Genomic DNA, 24,164 nt, shown 5'->3' on the forward strand with positions numbered 1-24,164 from the left:
CCACCCCAGTGTGCCTGCTCGGGGCGATCCGGCCACCTCGTACCCTTGAGCCATGCTGAACCGTACCGACCTGCGTGGACACCTCCCGTCTGTGGCCGAACTCAGGAGCACGCTCCCGCGTGCCGAGTACGACGTGGACGCGGCGCTGCATCACGTACGGCCGGTGGTCGAGGCCGTCCGCGACCGCGGCGTCGACGCGGTGCTCGAATACACGGAGAAGTTCGACAAGGTCCGCCCCGGCGGTGTGCGCGTCGCCTCCGCGGAACTCACCCGCGCGCTGGAGAACCTGGATCCGGTCGTCCGTGAGGCGCTGGAGGAGTCCATCGTCCGCGCCAGGAAGGTCCACGGCGATCAGCGCCGTCAGGACGTCACGACCGACGTCGTCGACGGCGGCACCGTCACCGAGCGCTGGATCCCGGTCGAGCGCGTCGGGCTGTACGCGCCGGGCGGGCTCGCGGTGTACCCCTCGACCGTGGTGATGAACGTCGTCCCGGCGCAGATCGCCGGTGTCGGCACGCTGGTGCTGTGCTCGCCGCCGCAGGCCGCGTTCGGCGGGCTGCCGCACCCGACGATCCTCGCGGCCGCGGAGCTGCTGGGTGTCGACGAGGTGTGGGCCGTCGGCGGGGCGCAGGCCGTCGCGCTGCTGGCCTACGGCGGTACCGACACCGACGGCACGACGCTGGAGCCGGTCGACATCGTCACCGGTCCCGGCAACATCTACCTCACCGCGGCCAAGCGGCTGCTGCGCGGGATCATCGGCATCGACTCCGAGGCGGGGCCGACCGAGATCGCGATCCTCGCCGACGAGACCGCCCATCCGGTGCACGTCGCCGCCGACCTGATCAGCCAGGCCGAGCACGATCCGCTCGCCGCGAGCGTGCTGGTCACCACGTCCGAGGAACTCGCGGACGCGGTCGACAAGGAACTGGCCGGGCGTGTCGCCGCGACCAAGCACGCCGAGCGGGTGACGGAGGCGTTGAGCGGCAAGCAGTCCGGCATCATCCTGGTGGCGGGGGTGGACGACGGTATCCGCGTCGTGGACGCCTACGCGGCCGAGCACCTGGAGATCCAGACCGCGAACGCGCGGGAGGTCGCCGCTCGCGTGCGCAACGCGGGCGCGATCTTCGTCGGGGCCTACGCGCCGGTCTCGCTCGGCGACTACTGCGCCGGGTCGAATCACGTCCTGCCCACCGGCGGGTTCGCGCGGCACTCGTCCGGGCTTTCGGTGCAGAGCTTCCTCAAGGGTGTGCACGTCGTCGACTACAGCCAGGACGCGCTGCGTGAGATCGCGGGCCGCGTCGTCGCGCTGGCGAACGCCGAGGACCTGCCCGCGCACGGCGAGGCCATCACGGCGCGATTCGAGGGAGAGCGGGCATGACCATCGGCGAGGAGATCACGCTCGACTCGCTCCCGTTGCGCGAGGACCTGCGGGGCAAGACCCCGTACGGCGCGCCGCAGCTGGACGTGCCGATCCGGCTCAACACCAACGAAAACCCGTACCCGCCGCCGGACGCGCTGGTGGCGGACGTCGCCGAGGCCGTCCGCGCCGAGGCCGCTTCACTGCACCGCTACCCCGATCGCGACGCCGTCGCGCTCCGGCAGGACCTCGCGGACTACCTCGCGGTCTCCACCCGCGTGCTGCTTTCGGAGTCGAATGTGTGGGCCGCCAACGGGTCCAACGAGATCCTGCAGCAGATCCTGCAGGCGTTCGGCGGCCCCGGACGGTCGGCGCTGGGTTTCGAGCCGTCGTACTCGATGCACCCGATCATCTCGGCCGGCACCCGCACCGACTGGCTGCCGGTGCCGCGCCGCGACGATTTCACCCTCGACACCGAGAAGGCGGCCGCGCTGGTGCGCGAACGCCGTCCGGACATCGTCTTCGTGACCAGCCCGAACAACCCGACGGGCGGGTCGATCCCGTTCGGCGAGCTGCGCGGCCTGCTCGAAGCCGCACCGGGGATCGTCGTGGTCGACGAGGCGTACGCGGAGTTCTCGTCGCAGCCGAGTGCCATCGAGCTGCTCGAGGAGTATCCCGCGAAGCTGATCGTGTCGCGCACGATGAGCAAGGCGTTCGCCTTCGCGGGCGGACGGCTCGGTTATCTCGCGGCGGCGCCGGCGATCGTCGACGCTTTGCAGCTGGTGCGCTTGCCGTACCACCTCTCGAAGCTCACGCAGGCCGCGGCACGCGCGGCCCTGCGGCACGCGGACGCCACCCTCGCCTCGGTCGCCAAACTCGCGGCCGAACGCGACCGCGTGGTGGAATCGTTGCTGGGCTTGGGGTTCACGCCGGTCCCGAGCGACGCGAACTTCGTCCTCTTCGGACGCTTCGCGGACGCGCCCGCGACCTGGAAGTCCTATTTGGACAACGGTGTGCTGATCAGGGACGTCGGCATCGAAGGACATCTGCGGGTGACCATCGGTACGCCGGAAGAGAACGACGCCTTTCTCGAGGCCAGCAAGGAGGTGCCGCGATGAGTCGCGTCGGCAAGGTGGACCGCACCACCAAGGAATCGTCCATTTCGGTCCAGCTCGACCTGGACGGCACGGGCCAGGTGGAGATCGACACCGGTGTCCCGTTCTACGACCACATGCTCACCGCGTTCGGGGTGCACGGCTCGCTCGACCTGAAGGTGCAGGCGACCGGTGACGTGCACATCGACGCGCACCACACCGTCGAGGACACCGCGATCGTGCTCGGCCAGGCGCTGCGGCAGGCACTGGGTGACAAGAGCGGCATCCGCCGGTTCGGCGACGCCTGGATCCCGATGGACGAAACCCTCGCGCACGCCGCGATCGACGTCTCCGGGCGCCCGTACTGCGTGCACCTCGGCGAGCCGGAGCAGTTCAACGGCTTCACCATCGGCGGGAACTACCCGTTCGTGCTGACGCGGCACGTGTTCGACTCGCTGTCGTTTCACGCGCAGATCGCGTTGCACGTGCGTGTCCTGCACGGCCGCGACCCGCACCACATCGCCGAAGCCGAGTACAAGGCCGTGGCGCGCGCTCTGCGTGCCGCCACCGAGCCGGACCCGCGCGCGGGCGGCATCCCGTCCACGAAGGGCGTCCTCTGACCCACGCGTTTCGTCCTCTAAGTGCGGTTCTTGCGTGTGCAACTACCGCGTTCAGAGGACGAAACGCGGCGGTACCCGGGGGCCGGGCGGGCGCGGCCGTGTGGCAGGGTGACCGGCGTGAGTAACTCGACCATCGCCGTGCTGTTGTTCGCGCTCGGCGGCTTCCTGATCGGCGGCGTCTACGCGACCTGGAAGAGCGTCAAGTTCCTGGCCGTCATCCTGGGCATCGGCGCGCTCCTGGCGATCGGCGGCGCCATCGCCTGGCTGGCCTAAGACACGAGTCCGGGCAAACCGCCGGTGATCCAAGCGGTGGGCCTCCGGTCCAACGGCGGGGGCGCGCTGTTCGACCGGCTGGTTCTCGGCCGTACCGAAGCGGATCTGTGAAGCACGGGAGCCTTTCCCCATGGGGCAGCGGGGAAAGGCTCCCGTCCGTCAGCTCCGTACCAGCTCGCGCTCGTCACGGCTGTCGAGCTGCTTCGTGAGCTTCTCGCCTTCGACGTCGACGTCGGGCAGCACCCGGTCGAGCCACTTCGGCAGCCACCAGGCACCGCGGCCGAGCAGCGACATCAGTGCCGGCACGATGGTCATCCGGATCACGAACGCGTCCACCAGCACGCCGAAGGCCAGCGCGAATCCGATCGACTGGATCAGCGAGGACTCGGCGAGGACGAAGCCGGCGAACACGCTGATCATGATCAGCGCGGCGGCGACCACGACGCGGGACCCGTGCCGGAAGCCGGTGACCATCGCCTGCTGCGGGTCGGCGCCGTGGACGTACTCCTCACGCATCCGTGTCACCAGGAACACCTGGTAGTCCATCGCGAGCCCGAACAGCACGCCGATCAGCAGGATCGGCAGCATGCTCATGATCGGCCCGGTCGTCTTCACCCCGAGCAGGTCGGTGAGCCAGCCCCACTGGAACACCGCGACCACGGCACCGAACGTCGCGACCACGGAGCCGAGGAAGCCCAGTGTCGCCTTCAGCGGGACCACGACCGACCGGAACACCAGCATCAGCAACAGGAACGCGAGCCCGACGATCAGCGCGAGGTACGGCAGCATCGCGTCCGCGAGCTTCTCGGAGACGTCGATGTTGGCCGCGGTCTGCCCGGTCACCGCCAGCGAGGCGCCGGTGGCCGTGCCCAGCCCCGCGTTCAGGCCGCGGATGTCGCTGACGAGGTCTTCGGTCGCGGTACTGCTCGGGCCACTCTTCGGGATGACGGTCAGCAGCGCGAGGTCGCCGTCCCGGTTGGTCTTCGGCGGTGTGAGGATCGGACGCTCCGGCAGTCCGCCGATCCCGGCGGCGGCCTGTTGAAGCGCGGCTTGCCGGTCCTTGCTGCCCGCGAGGTCGACGACGATCACCAACGGCCCGTTGGCGCCTTCGCCGAAGCTGCGGGCGACGGTGTCGTAGGCCTTGCGCTGGGTGGTGTCCGGCGCGGCGGTGCTGTCGTTCGGCAGGCCGAGCTGCATGCTCGCGGCCGGGACGGCGACGACCGCGAGTCCGGCGATCGCGGCGATCAGCACCGGGATCCGGTGGCGGGCCACGAACCGCGCCCAGCGCTCGCCATGTGTCGTCGCGCCTTCCTTGCGGCGCAGGCGGATCTTGCCGCCCCGCAGCTTGCCGCCCGCGAACCCGAAGATGGCGGGAAGCAGGGTGAGCGCGATGACGACGGCGATGGCGACGGTGATCGCCGCGGCGACGCCCATCTCGCCGAGGAACGGGATGCCGACGACGGTGAGTCCGGCGAGCGCGATGATCACGGTCAGCCCGGCGAACACGACGGCGGAGCCCGCCGTGCCGGTGGCACGTCCCGCCGCTTCTTCCGGGTCGCGGCCGACCTCGAGTTCGTGCCGGTAGCGGGAAACGATGAAGAGCGCGTAGTCGATGCCGACGGCGAGGCCGATCATCAGCGCCAGGACGGGCGTGTTCGTGTTCAGCTCGAGGAAGCCGGACGCCGTCGTGATGCCCGCCATGCCGATGCCGACGCCGATGAGCGCGGTCAGCAGCGGGATCCCGGCCGCGAGCAGCGAACCGAAGGTGATGATCAGGACGACGGCGGCGACGGCGACACCGATGCCTTCGGTGGCGTTCGTGGCGGGCATCGCCTGGACGGCGTCACCGCCGAATTCCACGGTGTACCCGGCGGCCTTGGCGGGGCCCGCGGCGGCCATCAGGCCCTCGCGGTCGGCGTCGGTGAGTTCGAAGCCGGGCACGCGGTAGCTGACCTGGGCCAATGCGACGTGCTTGTCCGGCGAAACGGCCTGGGCCTGCAGGGGGTTGACCACTCCGGCGACCTTCGGCGCGTTTTGGAGGCCGGTGACCAAGCCCGCGATCGTCGCCTGTCCGCCGGCGTCGGTGATGTCGCCGGGCGTCGAGATGACCACGCGCGCGGTCGCGCCACCGGCCGCCGCCTCGGGGAAGCGGTCCGCGAGCTGGTCGATCGCCCGCTGGGATTCGGTCCCGGGGATGGTCACCGAGTTCGAAAGCTGGCCGGACAGGGTCAGCGCGCCCGCGCCGAGGGCGACCAGGACGGCGGCCCAGACCGCCGTCACCAGTACCCGGCGCCGGAACGAGAACCGGCCGAGGCGGTACAGGAAGCTGGCCACAAGAGTCTCCCGTTCACTCGATCAGGTTCACTTCAAGCTAGCCGATCGGCTAGGGCGCAACAAGCCGATCGGCAAGTATGTGACTAGCCGCACGGCTAGTACTGGTTTGGCCGGACGGCTGGGCTTGACGTAACCTCCGACGGCTGAACGAGGAGGGATCATGGACGTCGTCCGGGCGGAGGACACCCGCACGCGACTGCTGAGCACGGCGTTGCGGCTGTTCAGCGAACACGGCGTGGAAGGCACCTCGCTGCAGATGATCGCGGACGCGCTGGGGGTCACCAAGGCGGCCGTCTATTACCACTTCAAGACGAAGGCGGAAATCACCGAATCCGTCGCCGAGCCGGTGCTGCGCGAGCTGGAGGGCATCGTCGACGACGCCCGCGCCCAGCGCAGCCGCGGCGCGCAGATCGACCATCTGCTGGACGGCTTCGTCGACCTCGTGGTGCGGCATCGGGCACTGGTCGCCCTGTTCTCCAGCGACCCCGGCATCGCGCGGGCGGTCGAAAAATCCGTCCACCGCTCGGAAAGCTTCAAGAACCGGCTGCTGGAGATTCTCGCCGGACCGGAGCCGGACGTGCTGGGGATGGTCACCGCGCAGGTGCTCCTGGCCGGGATCGCCCTCGCCGGCGGCTCGCCCGAGGTCGCCTCGCTCGACGACGAGACGCTGCGCGAAACGCTCCTCAGCGTCGGCCGCAAGCTCTACAACCGCCCCCGCCGCCGCACCTGACCGATGTGTTCAAGACAGGCGCCGCGATGCGCGCGACCCTGGCGGTATGCGCATCGATTTGAACGGGGCCGCCACCTTCATGGCCACCCAGGCCAGGTTGCTCGACCGGCGGCGGTTCGAGGTCCTCTTCCGCGACGGCGACCCGGCGGCCGCCCTCGCCGCACTGGAGGGTTACCGCAATCCCGACGGCGGCTACGGGCACGGCCTCGAACCGGACTGCCGTTCGGTCACCAGTCAGCCCGGGGGAGCACTGCACGCCTTCGAGGTCTTCGCCGACATCGGCCCGGTGACCAGCCCGCGGGCGGCCGAACTCTGCGACTGGCTCGACTCGGTCTCTCTGCCGGACGGCGGCGTCCCCTTCGCCCTGCCGATGCCGGATCCGTTCGGCAGCGCGCCGTTCTGGGCGGGCGCGGATGCGTCGGTCTCTTCGCTTCAGATCACCGCGATCGTCGCGGTCGCCGCGCACCGGGTCGCCGCGCACGACCCCGCGGTCGCTGCCCATCCCTGGCTGACGAAGGCCACCCGCTATTGCCTCGACGAGATCGAGAAGATCGACGAGGCACCGCACGCGCTCGTCCTCGCTTTCGCGATGAAACTGGTGGACGCGCTCGGCGACACCCGCCTGGTCGAGAAACTCGGCCGGTTCGTCCCGGACGACGGCGTGGTCGCGGTCGGCGGCGGGATCGAGGGTGAAGCCATGCGCCCGCTCGACTTCGCCCCCGAACCCGGTGGCCCGGCCCGGAAGCTCTTCGATCCCGAGGTCGTCGAGGCCGATCTCCGGCGGATCGCGGGCGGGCAGCGCGAAGACGGCGGTTGGCGGGTGGACTACGCCAGCTATTCGCCCGCGGCCACGCTGGAGTGGAACGGGATGTTCACCGTGGGCATGTTGGGGCTCCTGCGCGCCAACGGCGTACTCACGGGAGACGGCGGAGGAACTCCGGCGGGACCGCGGCGGTGAGCAGGACCGGGACCCCGCGCCGGGCTCCGACGGCCCGCGCGGTCTCCGTGGTCGCCGAAAGGTGCACGGCGTGCCGCTTCATCGGCCGGAGGCCTTCACGCAGGATCGCGTCGAGGAACCGCGACACCGTCCCGTGATAGAGGACATCGGGTGGGGTGGCGGCGGGCAGTTCGAGGTCGACGTCGACGCTGTGCCCTTGGCCGACGCGGATCCGCAGCCCGCTTTCGTCGGAGGCGAAGCGTCGTTTGTCGTTGCCCTCCACCACTTCGTCGAGCTGGGCACGGCTGAGCCGCGTTCCGTGCCGGGCCAAGGCGGCCAAGAGGGTCTCGACTTCGACCCAGCCGTCGGAGGTGAGGGTGATGCCGATGTCACCGGGTGCGTGCCGCAGGTGCCGGGAGAGCCGTTTCGAGGCTCGGATGAGGTGTTTCTTGTCCATTACGCGTCCAGTGACGCATATCCGGCACCGGCGTGGCAACGGCAATTCAGATGCCGCCCTCGGAAGCCGGGCGCAGTTTGCCCGCGCCGGGGCCGAACCGGGACATCTGGTCGTCGGCGTTGTACAGCCCGCAGCTGCGCAGGGACAGGCAACCGCAGCCGACGCAGCCGGTCAGCCTGTCCCGCAGTCGTTGCAGTGCGTCGATCCGCGCGTCCAATTCGTCCTGCCAGCCGCGGGAAAGCCGTGCCCAGTCCGCCTTCGTGGGGGCGTGGTCCTTGGGTAAGGTGTCCAGTGCCGAGCTGATGTCGTCGAGGCTGAGCCCGACCCGTTGCGCGGCCCGGATGAAGGCGATCCGGCGCAGCACCGAACGCGGATACCGCCGCTGGTTGCCCGCCGAGCGCTCCGAGCTGATCAGCCCTTTGTCCTCGTAGAAGCGCAAAGCGGTGTGGGGCACGCCGCTGCGGTCGGCGACCTGCCCGATGCTCAGGTGTTCAGCCAGTCTCGTCACGTCGCCAGGCTAGCCTTGACTTCGACTTAAGTCGAGGTTGCACGCTCGATGCCATGACCACCGACACGAAAACCGGCTACGAGGACCTGCCGAGGCTGATCTCGCTGATGACCGGGGACGAAAAACACCAGGCCGCCGCCGAGTCCACTGTGGACGTCCTGTGGGTGCTCTACGATCGCGTGCTCGACATCACGCCGGAGAACTTCCGTGAGCCGGGCCGTGACCGCTTCCTGCTGTCCAAGGGCCACGGCCCGATGGCCTACTACGCGGTGCTGGCGAAGAAGGGCTTCATCGAGGAGGACGAACTCGCCGATTGGACGTCGGCGGAATCCCGGCTCGGGCACCATCCCGACCGCGCGCGGCTGCCGGGCGCCGAGATCTCCAGCGGCTCGCTCGGCCACGGTCTCCCGCTGGCCATCGGCACCGTGTTCGGCTTGCGCGCCAAGGGATTCCGCGAGGCCAAGGTCGTCACGCTCATCGGCGACGCGGAACTCGACGAAGGTTCCAACTCCGAGGCCATCGCGGTGGCGGGCCGGATCGGCATGCCGCAGCTGACCACCGTCGTCATCGACAACTCCTCGGCCACCCACGGCTGGCCGGGCGGAATCGGACGGCGGTTCGAGGTCGAGGGCTGGGCGGTCCGCACCGTCGACGGCCGGGATCACGAAGCGCTCTATGAAGCCTTCACCACCCCCCATCCGGACCGGCCGCTCGCCGTGGTCGCGACCGTCGAGCGAAAGGGCTGAAACCGTGAACATGCGTGAGACGTTCCTCGACGCCGCCGCCGAGGTGCTCGACACAGATTCGAACGTCGCCGTCGTACTGGCCGACATCTCCGCCGCGCAACTCGCCTTCGCCGCGCGAAAACATCCGGACCGCGTGCTCAACGTCGGTATCCGCGAACAGCTGATGATGAGCACCGCCGGCGGTCTCGCGCTGGCCGGGATGCGACCGATCGTGCACACCTTCTCGTCGTTCCTCGTGGAGCGGGCGTTCGAACAGGTCAAACTGGACCTCGGCCACCAGGACGTCGGCGCCGTGCTGGTGTCCTCGGGCGCGTCCTACGACATGCCGACCGCCGGGCGGACACATCAGGCACCCGGGGATGTCGCCCTCATCGACACCCTGCCGGGGTGGACCGTGCACGTGCCGGGCCACCCCGAGGAAGCGCGGCGCTTGCTGCTGGAGTCCATTCCGGGCAACGGGCGCGTCTACCTCCGGCTCTCCGCGCAGGAAAACGCTAACCCGCATCTGGGCGCCGGCCTGCAGACGCTGCGCGAAGGCGGCCGAGGTGTCGTGGTGGCCGTCGGGCCGATGCTCGACCGCGCGCTGGAAGCGACCGCCGATCTCGACGTGACCGTGCTGTACACGTCGACGGTCAGGCCGTTCGACGCCGCCGGGCTGCGTTCGGCCGTCGAGACCACCGGTACGGCCGACGTCGTGCTGATCGAGCCCTACCTCGCGGGAACGTCGGCGCACACCGTGTCCGACGCGCTGGCCGAGACGCCGCACCGGCTGCTCTCGCTCGGCGTCCGGCGCGCGGCCGAAGTGCGGATCTACGGCGAAATGGCCGACCACGACCTCGCGCACGGTCTCGACGCGGGATCCGTCGCCCTGTCGGTCAAGGAATTCCTCCGCTAGTTTCGGGGAATGCCCACCATCCGCCCGCTCGCGCTCGCGGTCGTCCGCCGTGGTGACGATCTCCTGGTGTTCGAAGGCCGGGACGGGGCCAAGGGCGAGACCTACCATCGCCCGCTCGGGGGCGGGATCGAGTTCGGGGAGACCGCGGCGGAAGCGGTCCGCCGCGAGCTGCGGGAGGAACTCGCGGCGGAACTGACCTCGGTCGAGCAGATCGCGGTACTGGAGAACGTGTTCACCTACGAAGGCAGAGCGGGGCACGAAATCGTGTTCCTGTTCGCCGCCGAACTGGCCGACAAGGCGTTCTACGAGCGCGACGAGGTGGGCGTCGTCCTCGACGAGGGCGCACGCGTGCACTGGCTGCCGATGGCCGACGTGGCGAACGGCAAGGCGATTCTCTATCCGGATGGGCTCGCGGAACTCCTTTCAGCGCAGGCGTGACCGCGGGGTCGGCGTGAGCTCCAGCCGCCGCCAAGGGCGTTCGAGCCGGTCGGCGAGCCCGGCGCCTGTCCGGCCGAGAATTTCCCGGTGTTCTTCGCCTGCCTTGGCGAACCAGACGAACACCGTCTCGTTCTCTCGTACGGGAAGGCGAGGGAAGGTGTTCTCGGCGGGCTCGGTCTCGAAGTGGCCGAAGGTGACCACACCGGCTTCCCGGAGCGCCGGAGCCACGGTGTCCGCGAAATACTCCGAGAATTCCTTCACCGGCCCGGTGGGATGGCAGATCGTCACCACCACCCGGGAATCCGGTGCGCCGTCCGGAGCGGGGAATCCCGGCCCGGACGGCCGCAACAGCAGGACGTCGGAAGCGTCGATCATCGTCTCGTTCGCCGCCGGACCGTGCTCGCGCCACACCGGCCCGAAGTAGAACGACTCCAGCGCGGCCCGCCTGGTCTCCATGTCCCGGAAACCGCGCAGCCACACGAACTTGTCCGGTTCGCCCGCCTCGCGGAACTGACCGAACAGGCGCATGCCGCAGGTTTCCTGCGTTTCCACGAACTCGCGCTCGAAAAGCTCGATCAGCTCGTCCCGGCGGCCGGGGTGCAGGGTGTACCGGCGCAGCTCGACGACGGACTGGAACTCGGCGGAATCGGTCATGCGGCGGACCCTAGAGCCCCGCACCGACAGTTTCGGACCGAGTCAGCGGAAGGCGGCGAGCCCGGTGACCGACTGGCCCAGCGAGAGCGCGTGCATCTCCTCGGTGCCCTCGTAGGTCAGCACGGTTTCGAGGTTCGACATATGCCGCATCACCGGGTACTCCAGCGAGATCCCGTTGGCGCCGAGCATGGCGCGCGCCGTCCTCGCGACCTCCAGCGCCGAGCGGACATTGGCGAGCTTGCCGAAGCTGACGTGGTTGTGGTGCACCGTGCCCGCGTCCTTGAGCCGCCCGATCCGCAGCGCGACCAGCCCGGCCCGGTTGACCTCGACGACGAGGTCCGCGAGCTTGCGCTGGGTGAGCTGGAACCCGGCCAGCGGTTTGCCGAACTGCTCGCGGCTCAGCGTGTACTCCAGCGCGGATTCGTAGCAGGAACGCGCGGCGCCGACGACGCCGAACAGGATTCCGTAGCGCGCTTCGTTCAGGCACGACAGCGGTCCGCGCAGACCGCGGACCTCCGGGAACGCCGCCGATTCCGGCAGGCGGACGCCGTCGAGCACGAGTTCCGCGGTCAGCGAGGCCCGCAGCGACAGCTTGTGCTTGACCTCGTTCGCGGTGAAGCCCGGCGTGTCCGTGGGGACGACGAAGCCGCGCACGCCTTCGTCGGTCTGCGCCCAGACGACCGCGACGTCGGCGACGGTGCCGTTGGTGATCCACATCTTCGTGCCGCTCAGCACCCAGTCCGAGCCGTCGCGTACCGCGCGGGTCCGCATGCTGCCCGGGTCGCTGCCGGCGTCCGGTTCGGTCAGGCCGAAGCAGCCGAGCGCCTCACCGGCGGCCATCCGCGGCAGCCACTCCTGCTTGTGCTCGTCGGTACCCCATTTGTGGATCGCGTACATCGCCAGCGAGCCCTGCACCGAGACGAAGCTGCGCAGCCCGGAGTCGACGGCCTCCAGTTCGCGGCAGGCGATGCCGTAGGCGACGGCGCTGGTCCCGGCGCAGCCGTAGCCCTCCAGGTGCATGCCGAGCAGGCCGAGGTCGCCGAACCCCTTGGCGAGTTCGGCGGCGGGCAGCGCGCCCGTTTCGTACCAATCGGCGATCTTCGGCAGGAGCTGGTCGTGCGCGTACGAGCGCACGGCGTCACGGATGGCGCGGTCCTCGGCGGAGAGTTCGGCGTCGAGATCGAGGAAGTCGCGCGGATCCGGGCTGCTGCTCATGCGTCACTCCTGGTCGGCTCGCTGGTAGGTGGCTCCATGAAGAAAACCACACACACGACCGGAGTCGGGTGTCAGCGATCGCACCATCCGGTGGTCTTCGTCACCTGAACCGATGCCGTCGCGGTCAGGCCGGGGGCGATGCGCTGTTTCTGCGCGGGAATCAGCAGCTCCGCGAAGGTGGGGAAGGGGACACTTTCGATGTCCTCGCGCCAGGCGTCGAGAAGGCAGGTCAGGTCGTCGGCGTCCCGCATCGTTCCTCCAGAAGTGCAGGCGGTCCTGCGCCGGCCTCTCACTCGGGGTGGTTACTACCCGAACGAGTGGCGGTTGAAACAAGGGATCCGGAGAAAACCCGGTCCGCTAACCTGGGGCACGTGGCTAATCCTCGTGTGGTGATCCTGGACTACGGGTCCGGCAATCTCCGGTCCGCCGAACGCGCCGTCGAGCGCGCCGGCGCCGATGTCGAGGTCACGGCCGACCCCCATGCCGCGCTCGAAGCCGATGGCCTGGTCGTTCCCGGGGTCGGTGCCTTCTCGGCCTGCATGGAGGGCCTGCTCTCGGTCTCGGGGGAGAAGATCATCGGCAAGCGCCTCGCCGGCGGCCGTCCGGTGCTGGGCATCTGCGTCGGCATGCAGATCCTGTTCGAACGCGGGGTCGAGCACGGCGAGGAGGCCGCGGGCGCCGGTGAGTGGCCCGGCACGGTCGACAGGCTGGAGGCCGACGTCCTGCCCCACATGGGCTGGAACACCGTCCGCGCGCCGGAGGACTCGCAGCTGTTCGCGGGTCTCGACGCGGACACCCGGTTCTATTTCGTGCACTCCTACGCCGCGCGGACCTGGGAACTCGACTCCGGGCTCGCCGGCAGGCAACCCAAGGTGACCTGGGCGAACCACGGCCAGGACTTCGTCGCCGCCGTCGAGAACGGGCCGCTGTGGGCGACGCAGTTCCACCCGGAGAAGTCCGGCGACGCCGGGGCGCACCTGCTGCGCAACTGGCTCGGCACCCTCGCTTAGAGTGTGCGCGTGACTTTCACGCTCCTTCCCGCCGTTGATGTGGCCGATGGCCAGGCCGTCCGACTCGTCCAGGGCGAGGCCGGCACCGAAACCTCCTATGGCAGTCCGCTGGAGGCGGCGCTCGCCTGGCAGCGTGACGGGGCGGAGTGGATCCATCTGGTCGACCTCGACGCCGCGTTCGGCAAGGGCTCCAACCGCGAGCTGCTCGCCGAGGTCGTGCGCAAGCTGGACGTCCAGGTGGAGTTGTCCGGCGGCATCCGCGACGACGCCTCGCTGGACGCCGCGCTGGCCACCGGCGCCCGCCGGGTCAACCTCGGCACCGCCGCGCTGGAGGACCCGGAGTGGACCGCGAAGGTCGTCTCCACCTTCGGCGACCGGGTCGCCATCGGACTGGACGTGCGGATCACCGAGGCCGGGCACCGGCTGTCCGCCCGCGGCTGGACCCAGGACGGCGGTGACCTCTGGGAGGTCCTCGACCGGCTCGACCGCGACGGCGCGCAGCGTTACGTCGTCACCGACGTGAGCAAGGACGGCACCCTCCAGGGTCCGAACATCGACCTGCTCCGCGAGGTCGCCGCCCGCACCGACGCGCCGGTCATCGCCTCCGGCGGCGTGTCCAGTGTGGACGATCTCCGCGCGCTGGCCACGCTGGCCCGCGACGGTGTCGAGGGCTCCATCGTCGGCAAGGCGCTCTACGCGGGGGCGTTCACCCTCCCCGAGGCGCTCGCGGCCGTCGCGGAGTTCTGAGCCTTACCTCCCGGGTAATCGACGCCACGCGGCCGTTCGGTCAGAATTTCTTCCAGGACGACGAAAACCTGGGAGGACCCATGACCGCCTACGGAATCGCCCACCTTCGCCCGCCCGCCGTGACGGCGGAAGAGGTCTTCGAGTACCTGGAGCGGATCCAGGACACGTTGGATCCCTTCGGCGGCAAGTTCCTCGTGCACGGGGCCGCGGTGCAGGTCCTCGAAGGCGAATGGCCCGGCGCGCTGGTGATGATCGAGTTCCCGAGTGCCGAGATCGCCCGCGAGTGGTACGACTCGCCCGCGTACCAGGAGATCCTGCACCTGCGGGCGGACCACATCCCGGGTGACCTGATCCTGGTCGACGGCTGCGGACCGGACCACGACTCGGCCGCGATGGCGGCGGCCATGCGGGCGGCACAGGCCGCCTGAACGCTCGAAGTACATGATGGCCCCCTTCCTTGCGCTAGACGCAAGGAAGGGGGCCATCATGTACTTTCGCCCGCGAGTTTGACCGCGATCCCCACCGTCCGGTCCTTCGGGCCACGCAGCTTGCTGAAGAACATCGTGACCCGCCCGGTGATCCCGTACTTCCGCGCGATCACCTTGCGCACGCGTTCGGTGCCGTCGAGGTCCAGCAGCCGCGCCTCGCCCGCGACGACGGCGCCATGGGTCTTGGCACCGCGGAAGTCGCAAGCCTGGACCTCGACGCGGCCGCTGTTGCGGATGCGCTTGACCTTCCCTGCCTTCCGTTCGGACCAGAGCACCAGTTCGCCGCCGTCGCCCGCCACCCAGATCGGCGTCGGCACCGGGGTGCCGTTCTTGCGGAAGGTGGTCAGGACGACGTACTTCTCGGCGGCGAGCCGCTCGAATTCCGATCCCATGTGGAGAGTTTATGGGGTCCGGCGGCGCAGCGTCGCCGCGCCGAGTACCAGTGCGGCCAGGGCGCACGCGCCGACGACGATCAGGTTCCGGATCAGCGTGGCGTCCGCGGTGCCCGAAGTGGTGACGCGGGTGAGCGCCTCGACGGCGTACGAAAGCGGCATCACGTCCGAGAGCCGGTTCAGCAACCAGCCCATCTGGCCGCGCGGCACGAACAGTCCGCACAGCAGGAGCTGCGGCAGCACGAACAGCGGCATGAACTGCACCGCCTGGAACTCCGTCCGTGCGAACGCGCTCACGAACAGGCCGAGCGCCATCCCGAGCAGGGCGTCGAAGACGGCGATGAGCAGCAGCATCCCGATCGAACCCGCGATGTCGAGACCCAGCCAGGCGAGCGAGATCCCGGCCGCGACGCCGACCTGCACGATCGCGATGGAGCCGAACGCGATCGCGTAGCCGAAGAGCAGGTCCAGCCTGCCGATCGGCAGGGCCATCAGGCGTTCCAGTGTCGCCGTGGTGCGTTCGCGCAGCGTGGTGATCGACGTGATCAGGAACATGATCAGGAACGGGAAGACCCCGAGCAGCGCCGGGGCGACGCGGCTGAACACCGCCTCGGAGTTGAAGACGAAACGCAGGAGCACCATCAACAGCGAGGGGACGACGACCAGCATCACGACGGTGCGGGGATCGTGCCGCAGCTGCAGGAGGATGCGGCGGGCCGTCGCCAAGGTCAGCGTGGGATTCACGACGGGGTCACCTCCGTCTCGCGGACCAGCCGCAGGAACGCCTGCTCCAGATCGGTCGTGCCGGTGCGCTCGCGCAGTCCGGACGGGGTGTCGTCGGCGAGGATCCGGCCCTCGCGCATGAGCAGCAGGCGGTCGCATCGCGCGGCCTCGTCCATGACGTGGCTGGACACGAGCAGGGTCGCCCCGCCGTCGGCGAGACGGCGGAACAGCGACCAGAGTTCGTCGCGGAGCACGGGATCGAGACCCACGGTCGGTTCGTCGAGGACGAGCAGTTCGGGTTTGCCGAGCAGCGCGACGGCGAGGTTGGCGCGGTTGTGCTGGCCGCCCGACAGCGAGCCGACCAGTTTGTCGGCATGGTCGGCGAGTCCAACCTCGCCGATCACTCTGTCCACATCGGACACCGGCGCACAGAGGACGGAAGCGAAGTAGCGCAAGGCTTCCGCGATCGTGAGGTCGGCGTAGATGGCCGGGTTCTGGGTGGCGTAGCCGATCAGTCGTCGCAGCGGCGCGCTGCCCGCCGGATGGCCGAGCACGGTGACTTCGCCGCCCGCGACGATCTGTACGCCGACGATCGCGCGCATCAGCGTCGTCTTGCCGCAGCCGCTCGGGCCGAGCAGTCCGGTGATCCGGCCGCGCGGCGTCTCGAACCCGATGTCCCTGACGACCTCGCGCCCGCCGCGGACGATTCGCAGGCCGGTCACGGAGATCGCGGAATTAGCCATGCGTTTAATTCTGCGCCCGTTGAGAACCCCGAGTCAAGAGGGCGCGGTTCAGGGCAGCCGGACGGCGATACCCGGGTAGTCGACGACCAGCAGATGCTCGTCGTAACGCAGGACGCAGGAAAAGGCGAAAACCGGCGCCGTGTAAGCGAAATCGTGGTCACCGATCCGTTCGTAGCGCTGCTCCAGCCGCTCTACGGCGAGGTCGCCCGCGCGGACGTACGCGGCAGGCGCCTCCGCGGCCGCGCCCAAGGCGAGGCCGAGCCGGTGCACCGGCAGCGTGTTCGTCATCGACGACGACTCGAGGTCCACGTCGAAACAGCCGTCCAGGCGTGGATCCGGGACGCCGTCCACGCGCCATCGCCCGCCACCGTCCGCTTCGAGCACGGTGCGCCTGCTGCCCGTGGCCGACCGGCCGGAGATCTCCGCCCGTCTCGTGTGCCAGGCGGCGTCGACGGCGATCGAGTACTCGACGAACCAGGCCTCGCCGCCCTGGACGGCCGTCGTGGCGCCGTTGATGCGCCAGCCGCCGTCGTGCTCGGTGAAGAACGCGACTTCGAGGCCGGTTCTGGAATCCTGATGCCGCCAGCTCGCCGCCGCGGGGAGGCTCATGGCACCAGGACGAGCTTGCCCCGGACGTGGCCCGCTTCGCTCTCGTCCTGGGCCGCGCCCGCCTCGGCGAGCGGGTAGACCCGGGCGATCGGCAGGTCGAGCTTGCCTTCGGCGGCGAGTGCGACGCCTTCGGCCAGTGCACCGGGGACCTGCTCGGCAGGGCCGCCCGAGGTGAAGCGGACGCCGTGGTCGGACGCGTCCGGCGCGGCGATGGTGACGACGCGTTTCGGACCACCGGTCAGCTCGACCAGGGTGCCCAGCGAACCCCGGCCGGAGGTGTCGAAGGACGCGTCGATGCCCTGCGGCGCGACAGCGCGTACGCGCTCTTCGAGCCCTTCGCCGTACTGCACCGGGATGGCGCCCAATGACCGCAAGTAGTCGTGGTTCGCTTCGCTCGCGGTGCCGACGACGGTGAGCCCGCGCGCGACGGCGAGCTGGACGGCGATCGTGCCGACACCGCCCGCCGCGCCGTCGATGAGCAGCGTCTCGCCCTCGGTGAGGTCCAGCAGATTGAGCGCGCGATAGGCGGTGGTGACGACGACGGGCAGCGCGGCGGCCAGCTCCCAGGACAGCGCCTCCGGCTTGTGGGTCAGACCGGCCGGATCCGCGAGCACGAACTCCGCGTACCCGCCGATGCCCCTGCCGAGGACCTCGTCGCCGACGGCGAACCCGGGCACGTCTTCACCGACGGCGTCCACCACGCCGGCGACGTCCCCACCGGGGACCGCGGGAAAGGTGGTCGGATACACCTCGGCCATCAGCCCGGCCCGGATCTTCCAGTCGATCGGGTTCACCCCCGCGGCGCGCACGGCGATCCTGACCTGGCCGGGGCCGGGTTCGGGAAGCTCCCGCTCGACGACGCGGAGAACGCCGGAGTCGCCGTATTCGGTGAACGCGATGGAGCGGTAGGTGGCCGTCATGCCGTCGACAACCTCCGCTCGCCCACGCCTATTCCGGTGGCTTGCCGAACCAGCTGTAGTCGCCGGGAATGATCTGCAGGTTCTCGGCGATGTCGAGCAGGGTGGCGCGGTCCCGTTTGCCCCACACGGTCAGCCATCGTCCGTCTCCGAGCTGGACGGCGACCGTTTCGTCCTGATGACCGAGTCGCCCCTCCCGAACCGGAAGGTACAGGCCGTCGACGCCCCTGACCTTGACCGTGACCGGTTCCGCCCCGTCCGCTTCCGGGCGCTCGCCACCGATCGACGCGGTGACGACCGCGGCCGCGGCCGGCTGCCCGGCGTTGGTGGCTTCGAGTTCGGTCGCACCCCCGTTGACCCGCATGAAGGTCTTCACCCCCGAGAGCGCCAGATCGGCGGGCAGCCTGCCGAACCGCAACTCGCCCGAGACCCGGGCGCGGTCGTCCTTGACCATTTCGTCGGCGATCCGCTGACCGACCTCACGCGGCTCCTTCACCCCGTACAAAGTCAGGCTCAGCAGGTAGATGTCGTCGGGAGACCAGGTCAGCATCGTCGCGTCGCCGTACACCTCGGTGACCATCCCGACCCTGCCGTGCACGATGATCTGGTTCGGCGCGGGCGCGATCGTCCACGGTCCGCGCCGGTCGTCGAGCGGGGTGGTGGTCAGCTGGATCTGGCCCCGGTCACCGGCGCTCCAGTCCCTCGTCTGCGGGGCGGGGTAGGGCTTCGCGCAACGGATCGCTTCTTTGAAGCCGTCGGGCAGCCAGCCGGGCTTGTAGGGCAGCACCGCCCAGTCGGCGTTGCGCGGCGAGGCCGGGGGGACCGCGGTGTAGGCCCGCAGGCCGAGCGGCACGCCGAGCGCGATGATCGCGACCGCCGCCGCGACCAGCGCCAAGGCCATTCTGGAACGGCTTCGCGATCGTTGGTTCAGCGCGTCGCGGATCTCGGACCCGTCGGGTGCCCGCGTCGCCAGGCGTTCGAGGCTCTTCCGGATGAGGTCCTCGGTGTTGTCTTCACTCAGTCGGGTCATTTGCGCGCTCCCGTGGGCTGAACAGGTGTGGCCGGGCCGGCTTCCCGCAGCGCGGCGAGCGCGCGCGAGATCTGGCTGCGCACGGTCGACGTCGCGCAGCGGAGCACCGCGCCGATCTCCTCGTCGGAGTAGTTCTCGTAGTAGCGGAGCACGATCGCGGCGCGTTGTTTCCGGGGGAGTTTCGCGAGTCTGTCCAGCATCGCGTCGCGTTCGTCGTACTCGATGGTGTGATCGGAGACCGGCGGGCTCACCAGATCGAGTACCTCCGGCGAGGACGGCACCACCCGGCGGACCGCGAGGCGGCGTCGCCACGAGAGGTACTCGTTGGTCACCATCCGGCGGACGTACGTCGGTGGTGACTCGATCTTCGGCCAGCGTTGCTGAGCACGCAGCAGCACCTCCTGCACGATGTCCTGCGCCAGATACGGATCGTCGGTCAGGACGGTCGCGTAGCGCAGGAGCCCGTCCAGGCGATCCGCGACGAACTCGTCGAAGGTCGCAGGCACGTGTTCCCCCTCAGCCGGTGGTCTCGACCCTAGTGACGCGCGAGACCACCTGGCTGATGCATCGGGAGCGGAACTTCGTCGGTGAACATGATCACCGCAGGGCGGTCTCCAGCCGGACGAAGGCGAAACCGGTCGTCGCCGGTTCCTCACCCGCCGGATCGGTGACCGCGGGCCGCCGCTCGCCGTCGTGCACCACCAGCAGGCCGTGCGGGAACAGCGGCCCCAGTGCCTTGGCGGCGATCGCGGCGCCGTCGGAGTGCTCGACCGAGTCGGTGCCGCGTCCGGCGACGATCCGGAAGTCGCGCCGCGGGGTGTTAGGGCCAGTGCGGTCGTAGACCACGAACCGTGAGTCGCCCTGGCTCGACGCGACCAGCTTGTCGGCGGACAGCGTCAGCCCTTCGGCGTCCGCGGTCAGCCATTTGCCGCCGAAGCCGGGGTCGGGGCCGTCGGCGACGCAGTCCTCGGTCGCCTCGTCGAAACGCTGCGGTGCCCCGAACGAACGCACCTTGTCGACCAGCTCGGGACGGCCGAAACCGGTGCCGCTCACGGGGATCCGCCAGATGCCGACGTCTTCCTGCGCGGTGTAGAGCACCCGGTGTTCGACGTCGAGGACCGAACCTTCCAGCTGCGGTCGCTCGTCCGGTTCGCCACACGGTGACCAGGTCTTCCCGTTCGGCAGCCGGAACGACGAGGGCAGGTCGATCGTGCCGATCGGCACCGTGCCGACGACGCCGCCCGGTTTGTCGACAAGTCGCAAGAGCGCCACGCGGGTCCCGTGCCGCCGGGTCACCGCGACCCAGCGCGCGCCGGTGCGCGGATCGCGTCCGGCGGTGAGCCCGTACGCCGTCCGCTGTTCGTCCACTTCGGACTCCGACGCGGAGAAGACCGGTGCGGCGGAAGGATCCGTGACGTCCCGTAGCACCCGCGAGCCGGCCGCGGCGCCGTCCGGGTCGATCCGGTGGACGCGCACGCGGTCCCGGCCGCGGTCGCTCACCACCGCGAGATCGCCGACGACGTCGACGTTGTTGAACCGGCCGGGCGCCGCGTCTCCGGTGGGCGCCTTCGGGGCCGGGAGCAACTGGAGCCGCCTCGCCCGCAGATCGAACGCGGCCAGTCCGCCTTCCTTGAGCGTGCCGAGGACGACACTCCGCCCCGGATCCGTGGGGTGCACCCAGATCGCCGGGTCGTCGGCGTCGGCGTTCGCCGGGTCCGCGCCCGCGTCGTCGACGAACGCCCTGGTCTGCGCCACGGGCGAAGGGTCATGGCTCGCTTCGGCCGGGGAACCGGCGAGAAGGGAGGCCGCCAGCAGCGACAGGGGGAGGAGAGCAGCGATGCGCACGCGGGGAAGTTAGCCGCGCCGGGTGTCCGGCCGGTGAACGCCGTCGGTCAGGTAGTACCGCGCGACGGGCGCGAGCATCGCCACGACCTCGTCCTCCGACGCGGTGACCAGCGGCGGGAGGCCGATGACGTAGCGCAGCAACGCGAAGCCGATCATCTGCGCGGCGACCCCGGCCACCCGGACCTTCGGTATCCCGCGGGCCTCGGCGAGCCGCGCCAGCACCGCCCGTTCCAGGAACTGCCGCATCATGGTCGCGACCTGGTCGTTGGTGGTCGCGGACCGGATCATCGCCAGGAACGGCGCGCGCCCGTCCGGGGCCTCCCAAAGGCTGAGGAAGGCGCGCACCAGACGTTCGCCGATCTCGTCCTCGGGGCCGTCGAGAATGTGGGGGACCAGTTCGCCGGGATCGACCGGCAGGTTCATCGACGCCGCGAAGAGCTGTTGCTTGGTGCCGAAGAAGTGGTGCAGCAGGGCGGCGTTGACCCCCGCGTCGGCCGCGATGGCGCGTACGGTCGCCCCGTCGTATCCCTGCTCGGCGAACCGGCGCCGCGCCGCGTCGAGGATCTTCTCCCGCGTCTCGGTCTGCCCCGGCCGCCGCCCCGCCTGTGCCATTCCGCGAGCTTAGAACGCCCTTGACTACGCTTGTCCCCATGTCTGTCGCAGTCAGGGTCATCCCGTGTCTCGACGTCGACGCGGGCCGAGTGGTGAAGGGCGTCAACTTCGCCGACCTGCGCGACGCCGGCGACCCCGTCGAGCTCGCCCGCCTGTACGACGCCGAAGGCGCCGACGAGCTCACGTTCCTCGACGTCACGGCCTCCTCCGGGGACCGCGAGACCACCTTCGACGTCGTCCGCCGGACCGCCGAGCAGGTGTTCATCCCGCTCACCGTCGGTGGCGGCGTGCGCACGAACGACGACGTCAACCGGCTGCTGCGCACGGGCGCGGACAAGGTGAGCATCAACACCGCGGCCATCGCGCGGCCGGAGTTCCTGCGTGAGGCGTCCCGCCGGTTCGGCGCGCAGTGCGTCGTCCTGTCGGTCGACGCCCGCCGGGTCCCCGAGGGGACCGAGCCGACGCCGTCCGGATTCGAGGTGACCACGCACGGCGGTCGCCGCGGCACCGGCATCGACGCCGTCGAATGGGCCGCGCGCGGTGAAGAACTCGGCGTCGGCGAGATCCTGCTCAACTCGATGGACGCCGACGGCACCAAGAACGGCTTCGATCTGGAACTGCTGACCCAGGTGCGCCGGGCGGTCCGCGTCCCGGTGATCGCGAGCGGCGGTGCCGGCGCGCTCGAACACTTCCTGCCCGCCGTCGAGGCAGGCGCGGACGCGGTGCTCGCCGCCAGCGTGTTCCACTTCGGACAGTTGAAGATCGGCGAGGTCAAGGACGCGCTGCGCGCCGGGGGAGTCGTGGTCCGGTGATCCCGAACAAGTGGAAGGCCGCCACCGAGGTCAAGGTCGTCTGCGCGCTGTTGCTCGGACTGGGCCTGGCATACGTGGCGATGGCCGGGATCCTCATGCTCGCGCCGTACTCCTCCGCGCGGACGTTCCTGCTGCCGGGGACGTCGTTGCTCCTCGGCGGGCTGGTCGTGGCCGGACTGGTGCTGCGCATGTCTTCGGCGCGGTTCGCCGGTTTCGGCGTCAGTTTCCTGTTCGCGTTGCTGCACGCGCTGTCCATGCTGGCGGCGGAACTCTTCTGGGTGAAGATCGTTTCCGGGATCCTGTTCGCCGGCTACATCTACGCGGCGGTCCTGCTCAACTCGATGCCGGTGAAACGGTACCTGCTCGGAGCCACGAATGACGCTTGATGCCGCCCTCTCGAACCGCTTGAAACGCAACGCCGACGGGCTGATCGCCGCCGTCGTCGTCGAACACTCCACCTCGGACGTCCTGATGATGGCGTGGATGAACGACGAGGCGCTGGAGCGCACCCTCACCACCCGGCGAGGGACCTATTACTCGCGCAGCCGTAAGGAACTGTGGGTCAAGGGCGAGACCTCCGGCCACGTCCAGCACGTGCGCGAAATGCGGATCGACTGCGATGGCGATACCGTCCTGCTGCGCGTCGACCAGACCGGCCCGGCCTGCCACACCGGCACGCACACCTGTTTCGACACCGACGAACGGCTGCTGCTGGCCGACGAGAGCGAGTAGAACCTGTGAACGTCGTCGCCGACATCCTCGTCGGTATCGTCGCCCTGATCCACCTGTACATCGTCGTGCTCGAGATGTTCCTGTGGACCACGCCGCGCGCCCGTGCCTCCTTCGGCACCACCGAGGAATTCGCGAGGGAAAGCTCCGCGCTGGCGGCGAATCAGGGGCTGTACAACGGTTTCCTCGCCGCGGCGCTCATCTGGGGCCTGATCGCGACCGGTAGTACCGCCTGGCAGTTCAAGATCTTCGGGCTCGCCTGCGTGATCATGGCAGGGCTCTACGGGACGGCGACGGCGAGCAAGAAGATCTTCTTCGTGCAGGTGGTCCCCGGCACGCTGGCGCTGATCGCGGTCCTGATCGCGGGCTGAACCCGACGGACTTCCCCCGGAGCGACAGTGAACTCTTTCTCCGCGGATCGCTCCTCGTTTCGAGGGACTCGAGAAAGTCCCCGTCTTCAGCGGCGGCGGAAAGACGGACATGATCGTGATCGTCCCGCGCGGACGGTTCTTCAAGGACCGGCTGCACACGGTTCCCGTCAAGGAGATCGAGCCGGACACGGACTGACTCAGTCGATGTTCCCGGTCAGATACCGCTGGACGGTCGGCGCGATCGCGGTCACCAGCGGCTCGATCTCGCTCGTCGCCATGGGCTCGAATTTCGCGACGTACCGCACCAATCCCATTCCGACGAGCTGCGAGGCGCAGAGCGAAGTCCGCAGTTCGACGCGGTCCGAGCCGATCTCCCCGATGATCTTCGTGAAGAAGCTCTGGAAGAAGCTGCGGAGCACCAGCGCGGCCTGCTCGTGCCCGGCGACGCTGCGGACGAGCGCTTGGAACACCTCGCCGCCCGCGCCGTCCCAGCGGGTGAGGAAGGCCCGCACGATCCGGCTGCCGAACTCGTCGTCGGGGCCGTTCTTCAGTTCCGCGAGCAGTTCGTGCGGGTCGAACGGCAGTTTCAACACGGCTTGGGCGAACAGCCCTTCCTTGCTGCCGAACCAGTGGTTGACCATCGCCGCGTCGACCCCGGCGCGGGTCGCGATCGCCCGCACCGTCGCGCCGTCGAAGCCGCTCTCGCCGAACACCGCGCGCGCCGCTTCGATCAGCGCGGTGCGGGTGTCCTGCCCGCCCGGCCGCCGTCCCCGGCGCCGGACGGTAGTGTCTTCAGCAGCCATGGCGCCATCATGAACGGACCGGCCGCAAAATTCAACAATACTTGAATTTTGCCCCCGGTCCCGGTGCCGCCCGCC

Annotated in this window: 32 protein-coding genes; 16 read left to right on the forward strand and 16 right to left on the reverse strand. The window is 69.7% G+C overall.

The window, feature by feature from the left end:
* The first annotated feature begins 52 nt into the window (after positions 1-52).
* From hisD to AVL48_RS39530, 4 genes are all read left to right on the forward strand, one after another.
* Complete coding sequence (hisD, locus tag AVL48_RS12825; RefSeq protein ID WP_061983192.1) at positions 53-1,378, forward strand: histidinol dehydrogenase; 1,326 nt, start codon at positions 53-55, stop codon at positions 1,376-1,378.
* Complete coding sequence (locus AVL48_RS12830) at positions 1,375-2,475, forward strand: histidinol-phosphate transaminase (protein WP_061983193.1); 1,101 nt, start codon at positions 1,375-1,377, stop codon at positions 2,473-2,475. Before hisD ends, AVL48_RS12830 begins: the two co-directional genes overlap by 4 nt.
* Positions 2,472-3,071 (forward strand): imidazoleglycerol-phosphate dehydratase HisB, encoded by a 600-nt coding sequence (hisB, locus tag AVL48_RS12835; protein ID WP_061983194.1) that lies wholly within the window; start codon positions 2,472-2,474, stop codon positions 3,069-3,071. Before AVL48_RS12830 ends, hisB begins: the two co-directional genes overlap by 4 nt.
* A gap of 117 nt (positions 3,072-3,188) precedes the next feature.
* A complete protein-coding gene (locus tag AVL48_RS39530) occupies positions 3,189-3,344 on the forward strand; it encodes a hypothetical protein (protein WP_167386337.1) in 156 nt (51 codons plus the stop codon).
* A gap of 159 nt (positions 3,345-3,503) precedes the next feature.
* Here the strand turns inward: AVL48_RS39530 and AVL48_RS12840 are convergent, their stop codons facing one another.
* Entirely contained in the window at positions 3,504-5,678 is a 2,175-nt protein-coding gene (locus tag AVL48_RS12840) for an MMPL family transporter (protein WP_061983195.1), read from the reverse strand.
* 160 nt (positions 5,679-5,838) lie between these two features.
* On the opposite strand from AVL48_RS12840, the gene AVL48_RS12845 reads away from it, so the two are divergent.
* Together AVL48_RS12845 and AVL48_RS12850 are read left to right on the forward strand one after the other, a co-directional pair.
* A complete protein-coding gene (locus AVL48_RS12845; protein WP_061983196.1) occupies positions 5,839-6,408 on the forward strand; it encodes a TetR/AcrR family transcriptional regulator in 570 nt (189 codons plus the stop codon).
* 46 nt (positions 6,409-6,454) lie between these two features.
* The gene (locus tag AVL48_RS12850; RefSeq protein WP_061983197.1) at positions 6,455-7,366 is read left to right on the forward strand and encodes a prenyltransferase/squalene oxidase repeat-containing protein; all 912 of its coding nucleotides are present in this window, start codon (positions 6,455-6,457) and stop codon (positions 7,364-7,366) included.
* On the opposite strand, the gene AVL48_RS12855 is transcribed toward AVL48_RS12850, so the two are convergent.
* Both AVL48_RS12855 and soxR read right to left on the reverse strand, forming a co-directional pair.
* Positions 7,323-7,802 (reverse strand): RNA 2'-phosphotransferase, encoded by a 480-nt coding sequence (locus AVL48_RS12855; protein WP_074038081.1) that lies wholly within the window; start codon positions 7,800-7,802, stop codon positions 7,323-7,325. The genes AVL48_RS12850 and AVL48_RS12855 overlap by 44 nt on opposite strands.
* Before the next feature lie 46 nt (positions 7,803-7,848).
* A complete protein-coding gene (soxR, locus tag AVL48_RS12860; RefSeq protein ID WP_061983198.1) occupies positions 7,849-8,310 on the reverse strand; it encodes a redox-sensitive transcriptional activator SoxR in 462 nt (153 codons plus the stop codon).
* 53 nt (positions 8,311-8,363) lie between these two features.
* Here soxR and AVL48_RS12865 point away from each other — a divergent pair, with 53 nt between their 5' ends.
* Genes AVL48_RS12865 through AVL48_RS12875 form a run of 3 tightly spaced genes read left to right on the forward strand, consistent with a single transcriptional unit; the run spans position 8,364 to position 10,389 of the window.
* Positions 8,364-9,056 (forward strand): thiamine pyrophosphate-dependent enzyme, encoded by a 693-nt coding sequence (locus AVL48_RS12865; protein ID WP_061983199.1) that lies wholly within the window; start codon positions 8,364-8,366, stop codon positions 9,054-9,056.
* A gap of 4 nt (positions 9,057-9,060) precedes the next feature.
* The gene (locus tag AVL48_RS12870) at positions 9,061-9,951 is read left to right on the forward strand and encodes a transketolase family protein (RefSeq protein ID WP_061983200.1); all 891 of its coding nucleotides are present in this window, start codon (positions 9,061-9,063) and stop codon (positions 9,949-9,951) included.
* A gap of 9 nt (positions 9,952-9,960) precedes the next feature.
* A complete protein-coding gene (locus AVL48_RS12875) occupies positions 9,961-10,389 on the forward strand; it encodes an NUDIX hydrolase (protein WP_061983201.1) in 429 nt (142 codons plus the stop codon).
* Here AVL48_RS12875 and AVL48_RS12880 read toward each other — a convergent pair.
* From AVL48_RS12880 to AVL48_RS12890, 3 genes are all read right to left on the reverse strand, one after another.
* Positions 10,375-11,043, reverse strand: a complete 669-nt coding sequence (locus AVL48_RS12880; RefSeq protein ID WP_061983202.1) for an NIPSNAP family protein — start codon at positions 11,041-11,043, stop codon at positions 10,375-10,377. The two genes, AVL48_RS12875 and AVL48_RS12880, sit on opposite strands and share 15 nt — an antisense overlap.
* Before the next feature lie 42 nt (positions 11,044-11,085).
* A complete protein-coding gene (locus tag AVL48_RS12885; RefSeq protein ID WP_061983203.1) occupies positions 11,086-12,258 on the reverse strand; it encodes an acyl-CoA dehydrogenase family protein in 1,173 nt (390 codons plus the stop codon).
* A gap of 71 nt (positions 12,259-12,329) precedes the next feature.
* Positions 12,330-12,509 carry a hypothetical protein gene (locus tag AVL48_RS12890; protein WP_061983204.1) on the reverse strand — a complete coding sequence of 60 codons (180 nt, stop codon included), beginning with the start codon at positions 12,507-12,509 and terminating at the stop codon, positions 12,330-12,332.
* A 135-nt stretch (positions 12,510-12,644) separates the two neighbouring features.
* Between AVL48_RS12890 and hisH the strand changes: the two genes are divergently transcribed.
* The 3 genes from hisH to AVL48_RS12905 all read left to right on the forward strand — a co-directional run bounded on the left by hisH (position 12,645) and on the right by AVL48_RS12905 (position 14,443).
* Entirely contained in the window at positions 12,645-13,268 is a 624-nt protein-coding gene (gene hisH, locus AVL48_RS12895) for an imidazole glycerol phosphate synthase subunit HisH (protein WP_061983205.1), read from the forward strand.
* A gap of 9 nt (positions 13,269-13,277) precedes the next feature.
* Entirely contained in the window at positions 13,278-14,015 is a 738-nt protein-coding gene (gene priA / locus AVL48_RS12900) for a bifunctional 1-(5-phosphoribosyl)-5-((5-phosphoribosylamino)methylideneamino)imidazole-4-carboxamide isomerase/phosphoribosylanthranilate isomerase PriA (RefSeq protein WP_061983206.1), read from the forward strand.
* Between the two features lie 80 nt (positions 14,016-14,095).
* A complete protein-coding gene (locus AVL48_RS12905) occupies positions 14,096-14,443 on the forward strand; it encodes a DUF1330 domain-containing protein (RefSeq protein WP_061983207.1) in 348 nt (115 codons plus the stop codon).
* 56 nt (positions 14,444-14,499) lie between these two features.
* On the opposite strand, the gene AVL48_RS12910 is transcribed toward AVL48_RS12905, so the two are convergent.
* The 9 genes from AVL48_RS12910 to AVL48_RS12950 form a co-directional block, all read right to left on the reverse strand.
* Complete coding sequence (locus tag AVL48_RS12910; protein ID WP_061983208.1) at positions 14,500-14,895, reverse strand: PPOX class F420-dependent oxidoreductase; 396 nt, start codon at positions 14,893-14,895, stop codon at positions 14,500-14,502.
* Positions 14,896-14,904: 9 nt separating this feature from the next.
* Entirely contained in the window at positions 14,905-15,639 is a 735-nt protein-coding gene (locus AVL48_RS12915; protein ID WP_061983209.1) for an ABC transporter permease, read from the reverse strand.
* The gene (locus AVL48_RS12920) at positions 15,636-16,361 is read right to left on the reverse strand and encodes an ABC transporter ATP-binding protein (RefSeq protein WP_061983210.1); all 726 of its coding nucleotides are present in this window, start codon (positions 16,359-16,361) and stop codon (positions 15,636-15,638) included. The genes AVL48_RS12915 and AVL48_RS12920 overlap by 4 nt, the downstream gene beginning before the upstream one ends.
* A 48-nt stretch (positions 16,362-16,409) precedes the next feature.
* Complete coding sequence (locus AVL48_RS12925; protein ID WP_061983211.1) at positions 16,410-16,970, reverse strand: putative glycolipid-binding domain-containing protein; 561 nt, start codon at positions 16,968-16,970, stop codon at positions 16,410-16,412.
* Positions 16,967-17,890 carry an NADP-dependent oxidoreductase gene (locus tag AVL48_RS12930; protein ID WP_061983212.1) on the reverse strand — a complete coding sequence of 308 codons (924 nt, stop codon included), beginning with the start codon at positions 17,888-17,890 and terminating at the stop codon, positions 16,967-16,969. The genes AVL48_RS12925 and AVL48_RS12930 overlap by 4 nt, the downstream gene beginning before the upstream one ends.
* Positions 17,891-17,918: 28 nt before the next feature.
* The gene (locus AVL48_RS12935) at positions 17,919-18,917 is read right to left on the reverse strand and encodes a hypothetical protein (protein WP_061983213.1); all 999 of its coding nucleotides are present in this window, start codon (positions 18,915-18,917) and stop codon (positions 17,919-17,921) included.
* Entirely contained in the window at positions 18,914-19,423 is a 510-nt protein-coding gene (locus tag AVL48_RS12940; RefSeq protein ID WP_061983214.1) for an RNA polymerase sigma factor, read from the reverse strand. Before AVL48_RS12940 ends, AVL48_RS12935 begins: the two co-directional genes overlap by 4 nt.
* A 91-nt stretch (positions 19,424-19,514) precedes the next feature.
* Complete coding sequence (locus AVL48_RS12945; RefSeq protein ID WP_244162311.1) at positions 19,515-20,762, reverse strand: phytase; 1,248 nt, start codon at positions 20,760-20,762, stop codon at positions 19,515-19,517.
* Positions 20,763-20,771: 9 nt separating this feature from the next.
* Positions 20,772-21,374 carry a TetR/AcrR family transcriptional regulator gene (locus tag AVL48_RS12950; protein WP_061983215.1) on the reverse strand — a complete coding sequence of 201 codons (603 nt, stop codon included), beginning with the start codon at positions 21,372-21,374 and terminating at the stop codon, positions 20,772-20,774.
* Between the two features lie 38 nt (positions 21,375-21,412).
* On the opposite strand from AVL48_RS12950, the gene hisF reads away from it, so the two are divergent.
* The 4 genes from hisF to AVL48_RS12970 are packed head-to-tail and all read left to right on the forward strand — an operon-like array spanning position 21,413 to position 23,286.
* On the forward strand, positions 21,413-22,186 hold the full coding sequence (gene hisF, locus AVL48_RS12955) for an imidazole glycerol phosphate synthase subunit HisF (RefSeq protein ID WP_061983216.1): 774 nt from the start codon (positions 21,413-21,415) through the stop codon (positions 22,184-22,186).
* Entirely contained in the window at positions 22,183-22,572 is a 390-nt protein-coding gene (locus tag AVL48_RS12960) for a hypothetical protein (protein ID WP_061983217.1), read from the forward strand. The genes hisF and AVL48_RS12960 overlap by 4 nt, the downstream gene beginning before the upstream one ends.
* A complete protein-coding gene (gene hisI, locus AVL48_RS12965; RefSeq protein WP_061983218.1) occupies positions 22,562-22,918 on the forward strand; it encodes a phosphoribosyl-AMP cyclohydrolase in 357 nt (118 codons plus the stop codon). The genes AVL48_RS12960 and hisI overlap by 11 nt, the downstream gene beginning before the upstream one ends.
* Before the next feature lie 5 nt (positions 22,919-22,923).
* Positions 22,924-23,286 (forward strand): DUF1304 domain-containing protein, encoded by a 363-nt coding sequence (locus tag AVL48_RS12970; protein ID WP_061983219.1) that lies wholly within the window; start codon positions 22,924-22,926, stop codon positions 23,284-23,286.
* A gap of 197 nt (positions 23,287-23,483) precedes the next feature.
* Here AVL48_RS12970 and AVL48_RS12975 read toward each other — a convergent pair whose 3' ends face one another.
* A complete protein-coding gene (locus tag AVL48_RS12975) occupies positions 23,484-24,089 on the reverse strand; it encodes a TetR/AcrR family transcriptional regulator (protein WP_061983220.1) in 606 nt (201 codons plus the stop codon).
* Positions 24,090-24,164: the final 75 nt, after the last annotated feature.

The sequence above is a fragment of the Amycolatopsis regifaucium genome (genome assembly GCF_001613935.1).
GTDB lineage: Bacteria > Actinomycetota > Actinomycetes > Mycobacteriales > Pseudonocardiaceae > Amycolatopsis > Amycolatopsis regifaucium.